Source organism: Pseudoalteromonas sp., from assembly GCF_041629635.1.
Classification (GTDB): domain Bacteria; phylum Pseudomonadota; class Gammaproteobacteria; order Enterobacterales; family Alteromonadaceae; genus Pseudoalteromonas.
The window spans coordinates 1-5,913 of sequence record NZ_JBFKMX010000175.1 but is presented as its reverse complement, the minus strand read 5'-3'; the positions used below and the strand labels follow the sequence as shown (position 1 = coordinate 5,913).

At 38.4% G+C, this 5,913-nt stretch carries 6 protein-coding genes; 4 read left to right on the top strand and 2 right to left on the bottom strand.

The window, feature by feature from the left end; genetic code table 11:
- A partial coding sequence (locus ABYD77_RS17105; protein WP_372771301.1) for a DUF418 domain-containing protein occupies positions 1-533 on the bottom strand: 533 nt, incomplete at its 3' end.
- 156 nt (positions 534-689) lie between these two features.
- Here ABYD77_RS17105 and ABYD77_RS17100 point away from each other — a divergent pair.
- From ABYD77_RS17100 to ABYD77_RS17090, 3 genes are all read left to right on the top strand, one after another.
- Positions 690-1,475 (top strand): hypothetical protein, encoded by a 786-nt coding sequence (locus tag ABYD77_RS17100; RefSeq protein WP_372771300.1) that lies wholly within the window; start codon positions 690-692, stop codon positions 1,473-1,475.
- Between the two features lie 113 nt (positions 1,476-1,588).
- Positions 1,589-2,101: a hypothetical protein gene (locus ABYD77_RS17095; protein ID WP_372771299.1), complete on the top strand. Its 513-nt coding sequence runs from the start codon at positions 1,589-1,591 to the stop codon at positions 2,099-2,101.
- 6 nt (positions 2,102-2,107) lie between these two features.
- Positions 2,108-3,436 carry a methyl-accepting chemotaxis protein gene (locus ABYD77_RS17090; protein WP_372771302.1) on the top strand — a complete coding sequence of 443 codons (1,329 nt, stop codon included), beginning with the start codon at positions 2,108-2,110 and terminating at the stop codon, positions 3,434-3,436.
- Between the two features lie 66 nt (positions 3,437-3,502).
- On the opposite strand, the gene aspS is transcribed toward ABYD77_RS17090, so the two are convergent.
- Entirely contained in the window at positions 3,503-5,275 is a 1,773-nt protein-coding gene (gene aspS, locus ABYD77_RS17085) for an aspartate--tRNA ligase (RefSeq protein WP_372771298.1), read from the bottom strand.
- 174 nt (positions 5,276-5,449) lie between these two features.
- Here aspS and ABYD77_RS17080 point away from each other — a divergent pair.
- Positions 5,450-5,913 (top strand): DUF72 domain-containing protein (locus ABYD77_RS17080; RefSeq protein ID WP_372771297.1); only part of this gene is annotated, 464 nt, incomplete at its 3' end.

The window sequence follows — 5,913 nt, the reverse complement described above, 5'->3', positions numbered from 1 at the left end:
TTACCGTATCCTGATTGCCACTCGTCAAGTATTGCAAGATACTCTTCACTACCACGATAGATTGGCTCGCTTGGGATGAGTGAGAGTAGTATTAACACTACAAACCCAATTGCAAAATAGGTTTTCGCTTTTTTTAGAATGATCGCTTGGTGATTGCCTAACTCTTTATAAACTAAAAAACCTGCTAAAGCGTAATTTATTAAAATGTCACCAGAAAAGATAAATACACTGTGTACAACACCAAAAATCAGTAGCCATTTCAAACGTGCATTCAGTAGTGGTAATGCTTTATTTTGTCCGTGTTTATCGTACAAAATCGCAAGCCCCACACCAAATAACACACAGAACAGAGTGCGAAATCGCCCATCAATGAAAAAAGCATTAATTACTTCAATGACTAAGTCGCTCATTGGGGTATCAATTAAGGGGCTGTAACCAATCTCAAATATTGCATGATAATAAATATTCATATAAAGAATACCTAAAACCGATATTCCTCTTAAAAGATCAATTACATCAATGCGCTGTGTCATGAAAAATTTCAATAAATGTTAAAAAATCACATCCTAGCAAACTATTTTCATCACGATTGTAATTTATCGTAAATGATTAAATGATAAGCGGCTTTAAAGGAGGATAAATCAGCAATTTGACTATACTTAGTTAATCGAAAATATAAACGCTGTTGTATGTCTAAAACGCTAATTCTATTTTGTTTCGCAATCTTTTCAGCACTATCAAACCCGATAGAATTGAAGATTTCGACTCGCAATGAATCAAACATACGTTATTTCGAACAACTACTTGAACGATCTATCCATTCGATTGACCATCAAGTAAACATTACTTACATCGGTACACTTAACTATCAACGCCAAATAAGTTATTTCGAAGCCAATAAAGTTAATGTAATTTGGCGCATGCGCACAAAGGAACGCGACCAAAAATATCGTCGCATCGATATTCCGCTAACCAACGGGAAGATTGCCCAACGATTGTTGCTTGTTAATATAAATAATCAAAATAAATTTAATAACGTAAAAAATTTGCAAGATTTTATCGATTCAAATAGCACCGGTGTGTTTGGCGAAAATTGGTATGATGTTGATGTATGGCGGCACAATAAACTTCCTTACATCGAGCTTTCTGGCGATATGAATAAAATATACCAGATGCTGCATCATGGTAATCGTGGATTCGACTATTTTTCACGAAGCATTATCGAGATAGAAAATGAATTAAATGTTCACCCTTATTTAGCCATCGAACGAAATCTTATTTTTTCATTTGATACCGATATGTATTTTTACATTCAAAAAGACAATGATGCTCTTTATCAATTATTAACAAACGCACTTAAAAGCGCAGCAAAACAAGGCATTATCGAAGATTTACTTTACGAGTTTTATGGTGACCTAAAAAATAAATACAGATTAGCACATCGGACTCACATCACACTTTCTGTACCAAATTAAATAATACAATAAAAAATTATGACACTTTTATGGCAGAAAATTAACTTCTTGCCTAGCATTATTTACGAGATATTTAACGGAACAAATTATCTATTACTGAATAAGGAGTATTCATGTCTATCAAACGATCCTTCATTTCTTTATCTGTTCTAATTATTTTTTCAATGGCTATCATGGCCAGTTTAATTTGGTATTCCACAAATCAAATGGCCGAGCTTGGCAGCAAACTTGCGCTCAGTAAAGAGCTTAGCAATAACATGTTAATGCTAAGACGCCATGAAAAGGATTTTTTGCTGAGAAAAGATGAAAAGTATGTTGATAAATTTAACCAGCGAATTTCACTCATTAAGCAAAACATCAATCAATTGCGCAGTGCGCTTGCATCAATCCCAAAGTTAGAACACCAACTTGCTAATACCTTCACTCTAATTGAACAATATGAAACCCAGTTCTTAACTTTAGTGTCTTTAGATAAACGTATTGGCTTGTCTAAAGATCAAGGTTTGCGTTTAGCATTTAATCAAGCTGAGGTAAGGCTTAAAGAAGACGTATTAAATACAGGCGATACGGCAGCTATCAGTTCAATGGTGAGACTAGTATTACTTGAAAATGATTTTCAATCATAGCTCGATATTGCTGTAAAAAATCAAGCACAAGAAAAGCTTAGTACAGTAAAAACCTATTTAACTAGCCATACAACGGCTTCGAGTGTCACTTTAACCAATTTTGAAAATGCTGCAGCTAACCTTGCTGATGCCTTAAAACAACGCGGTCTGTCTGAAAATGATGGTTTACGTGGTGCGCTACGGGGTAGTATTCACCAAGTTGAATCAACATTAAATGAGTTAACCACGGGTATAAATGGTGAAATTTCCAATACGTTAACGGTCAGTAAAAAACAAGGTGCCATAGTATCTGGCGCCATTACCGTTGTAATTTCACTAATTTTACTCTGGCAAACCTATCGTATTATTCACCGTCTACACAGTGCCAATGAAAAAATGGCTGATATTAGCCATGGTAATGGCGATTTAACACAGCATATAGAGCTAGAGGGTAAAGATGAACTCTCAGATTTTACCGATAGTATTAACGAATTTATCGACACAACTGCAGATATCGTGCGTGAAATTAAACATAAAGGTGAAGTAGTGGAAAAAGGCGCACACCACTCTGCCGAGTTGAGCTTACGCTCGCAATCGGCCATTGAAGACCAAAAAAATAATACCATTGCCGTTAAACAGGCCGTTTCTGAGCTTGTTAAAGCGGTCGAACTTATTGCACAAAGCAGCGTTGAAGTGGAAGCTAGTGTAGAACAAGCTGAGCAAAATATGCGTGAAGGTACCGCTGTAATGAGTCAAACGCATCAAAACATGACATTTTTAAAATCACAAGTTGAATCCACCAGCAGCATTATGAATGAATTAACCTTATCAAGTCGGGATATTGAAGGTGTTACAAGTGTCATTAGTGAGATCACAGAACAAACTAACCTACTTGCCCTTAACGCAGCGATTGAAGCAGCACGAGCAGGCGAAACCGGCAGAGGCTTTGCTGTGGTAGCTGATGAAGTGAGAACATTAGCTAAACGCACACAGCAATCCACTGTTGAAATTGGCAAAATGATAAAGACCTTACAAGACCTCGTTTTGCGCTCAGAACAAGCTATGGAAAAAAGCTTAAATCTAACCAGTGAGATGAATTCATCGCTTGATACAGCAAGACTTAGCATGGATCGTAATAAACAATCGCTTGATGCAATACGCGACAGAGTAATTCAAATAGCAGGTGCCACTCAGGAACAAATGTATACGGTGAAAGAAGTTGAAAGTGCCACTGAAAATATTTCAGTCTCTGCCGAGCAGCTGTTTATCGATTCCTGTGAAAACAGTGAAAACTGCCATGCACTTGAAATAGATGCTCAAAATATGAAGCACGATGTCGCGCGTTTTACAGTTTAGTTTTCCCTTTGCAAGCAAACAAAAAAGGCGTACTTAACAGTACGCCTTTTTTAAAAAACATATCAATTAAGCGTCTTTTGGCTCAACCGTTACTGCAACACCTAATTCAGCAAGTGCCTCTGGGTTAGCTACACTTGGTGCATTTGTTAATAAACAAGATGCTTGAGTTGTTTTAGGGAATGCAATTACATCACGGATATTTTCAGTGCCACATAGCAACATTACTAAACGGTCTAAACCAAATGCTAAACCTGCATGTGGAGGTGTACCGTACTTAAGCGCATCAAGTAAGAAGCCAAACTTATCTTCTTGCTCTTTAGCTTCAATACCTAAAATTCTAAATGCCGCTTGTTGCATTTCATTGTTATGAATACGTACAGAACCACCACCTACTTCGTAGCCGTTAAGTACCATATCGTACGCATCTGAAATAGCTGCTGCCGGATTAGCTTCTAATTCTGCAGCTGAAATGTCTTTTGGTGCAGTGAATGGGTGGTGAACTGCGTGCAGTGTACCTTCATCGTCTTCTTCAAACATTGGGAAATCAACAACCCACAGTGGCGCCCACTTACTTAAGTCTGTAATTTCTAGGTCTAAACCAATTTTCAGACGAAGTGCACCCATCGCTTCGTTTACAACGTTACGTTTATCAGCACCAAATAGAATGATGTCGCCCGTTTGCGCATTAGTACGCTCAAGTAATTGGCTAATCACGTCTTCAGTTAGGAATTTAGCAATTGGTGATTGCACACCTTCAACGCCCGCATCACGGTCGTTAACTTTCATCCACGCTAAACCTTTAGCACCGTAAATACCGATAAACTTAGTGTAATCATCAAGCTGCTTACGTGATAATGCAGCACCACCCGGCACAGTAAGTACCGCAACGCGGCCTTTTTCATCATTTGCAGGACCTGAGAATACTTTAAACTCAACGTCTTTAACTAAATCAGCAACGTCAACTAATTCCATTGGGTTACGTAAGTCGGGCTTATCAGAACCAAAACGACGCATCGCATCGGCATAAGACATCGTTGGGAAAGAACCTAAATCAACGTTTAATAGCTCTTGCCACATATCGTGAATTAGCTTTTCTGTCATTGCACGCACTTCATCTGAGCTCATGAATGACGTTTCTAAATCGATTTGAGTGAATTCAGGTTGACGATCAGCACGTAAATCTTCATCACGAAAACACTTAACGATCTGATAATAACGATCAAAACCCGACATCATTAACAACTGTTTGAACAGCTGCGGTGACTGAGGTAATGCGTAAAAACTACCATTGTGTACACGGCTTGGTACTAAGTAATCGCGCGCACCTTCTGGTGTTGCTTTAGTTAGCACTGGCGTTTCAATATCTAAGAAACCATTGTCGTCTAAGAAACGACGTACAAACGATGACGCTTTAGCACGTAGCTTAATGCGCTCGCTCATTTCCACACGGCGAAGATCTAAATAGCGATACTTCAAACGCATTTCTTCTGAGTTCTGCTGGTTAAAATCAAGAGGTAATGGCTCAGAACGGTTGATGATCTCTAACCCTTTACCTAAAATTTCCACTTCACCCGTTGCCATATCTTTGTTGATTTGGCTTTCTGGGCGAGCACGCACAATACCGGTTACCTTTACGCAGAATTCATTACGTAATTGGTTTGCAGTATCCATTAAGCCTTCAACTTCAGGATCAAATACCACTTGCACAACACCTTCACGGTCGCGTAAGTCGATAAAGATTAAGCCACCTAGGTCACGGCGTTTATTGATCCAACCACACAGCTCGACCGTTTGTTCTACGTTTGATTTATTTACTTGTCCGCAATATATAGAGCGCATACCTATCCTGTCCGTAAAAGACTTATCAAATATTCGAGCGCTAAAATGCCCTCGAAATAGTCATCACTAAAAAAATAAACGCCAATTATACTTAAGCGCTTTAAAAATGCGAGTGTAGAGAGTAAATTCCGTGTTTGATATGCTATAAAAATTCACTCACGATAAAGAAATGAAATGCTGTACTTAGGTTGCCCACAATGGTCCAGTAATCACTGGAAAGGACGTGTTTTTACAACACACTGTAAAAACAGTGACATGCTCGCGCAATACAGCCAAATTTTTAATACTGTTGAAGGCAATACCAGCTTTTATGCGGACCCAAGCCCTACAGCAATCAATAACTGGTATCACAGCACCGGCGATGATTTTCGCTTTACCTTTAAAATTCCTAAACTCATCTCGCATCAAATGGCGTTGGAGGGAGTAAACAGTGAACTAAAAGCATGGCTTAATTTATTTGAACCGCTATTGCCAAAAATAGGTTCAATTATGTTACAACTTCCTAAATCTTGCTCACCAGAATTTGTACCACGTATTGCTTCATTTTTTGAACAATGGCCAAAATCAATCCCGCTTTCCATTGAAGTGCGGCATTTAGGTTTTTTCCAAAAAGACGATAACGAAAAGCATTTTAACCA

What these genes read in the sequence shown, in the direction of transcription:
- ABYD77_RS17100 (WP_372771300.1), top strand. Translation starts at nt 690, where the DNA reads ATGTCTAAAACGCTAATTCTATTTTGTTTCGCAATCTTTTCAGCACTA.
- ABYD77_RS17095 (WP_372771299.1), top strand. Translation starts at nt 1,589, where the DNA reads ATGTCTATCAAACGATCCTTCATTTCTTTATCTGTTCTAATTATTTTT.
- aspS (WP_372771298.1), bottom strand. Translation starts at nt 5,275, where the DNA reads ATGCGCTCTATATATTGCGGACAAGTAAATAAATCAAACGTAGAACAA.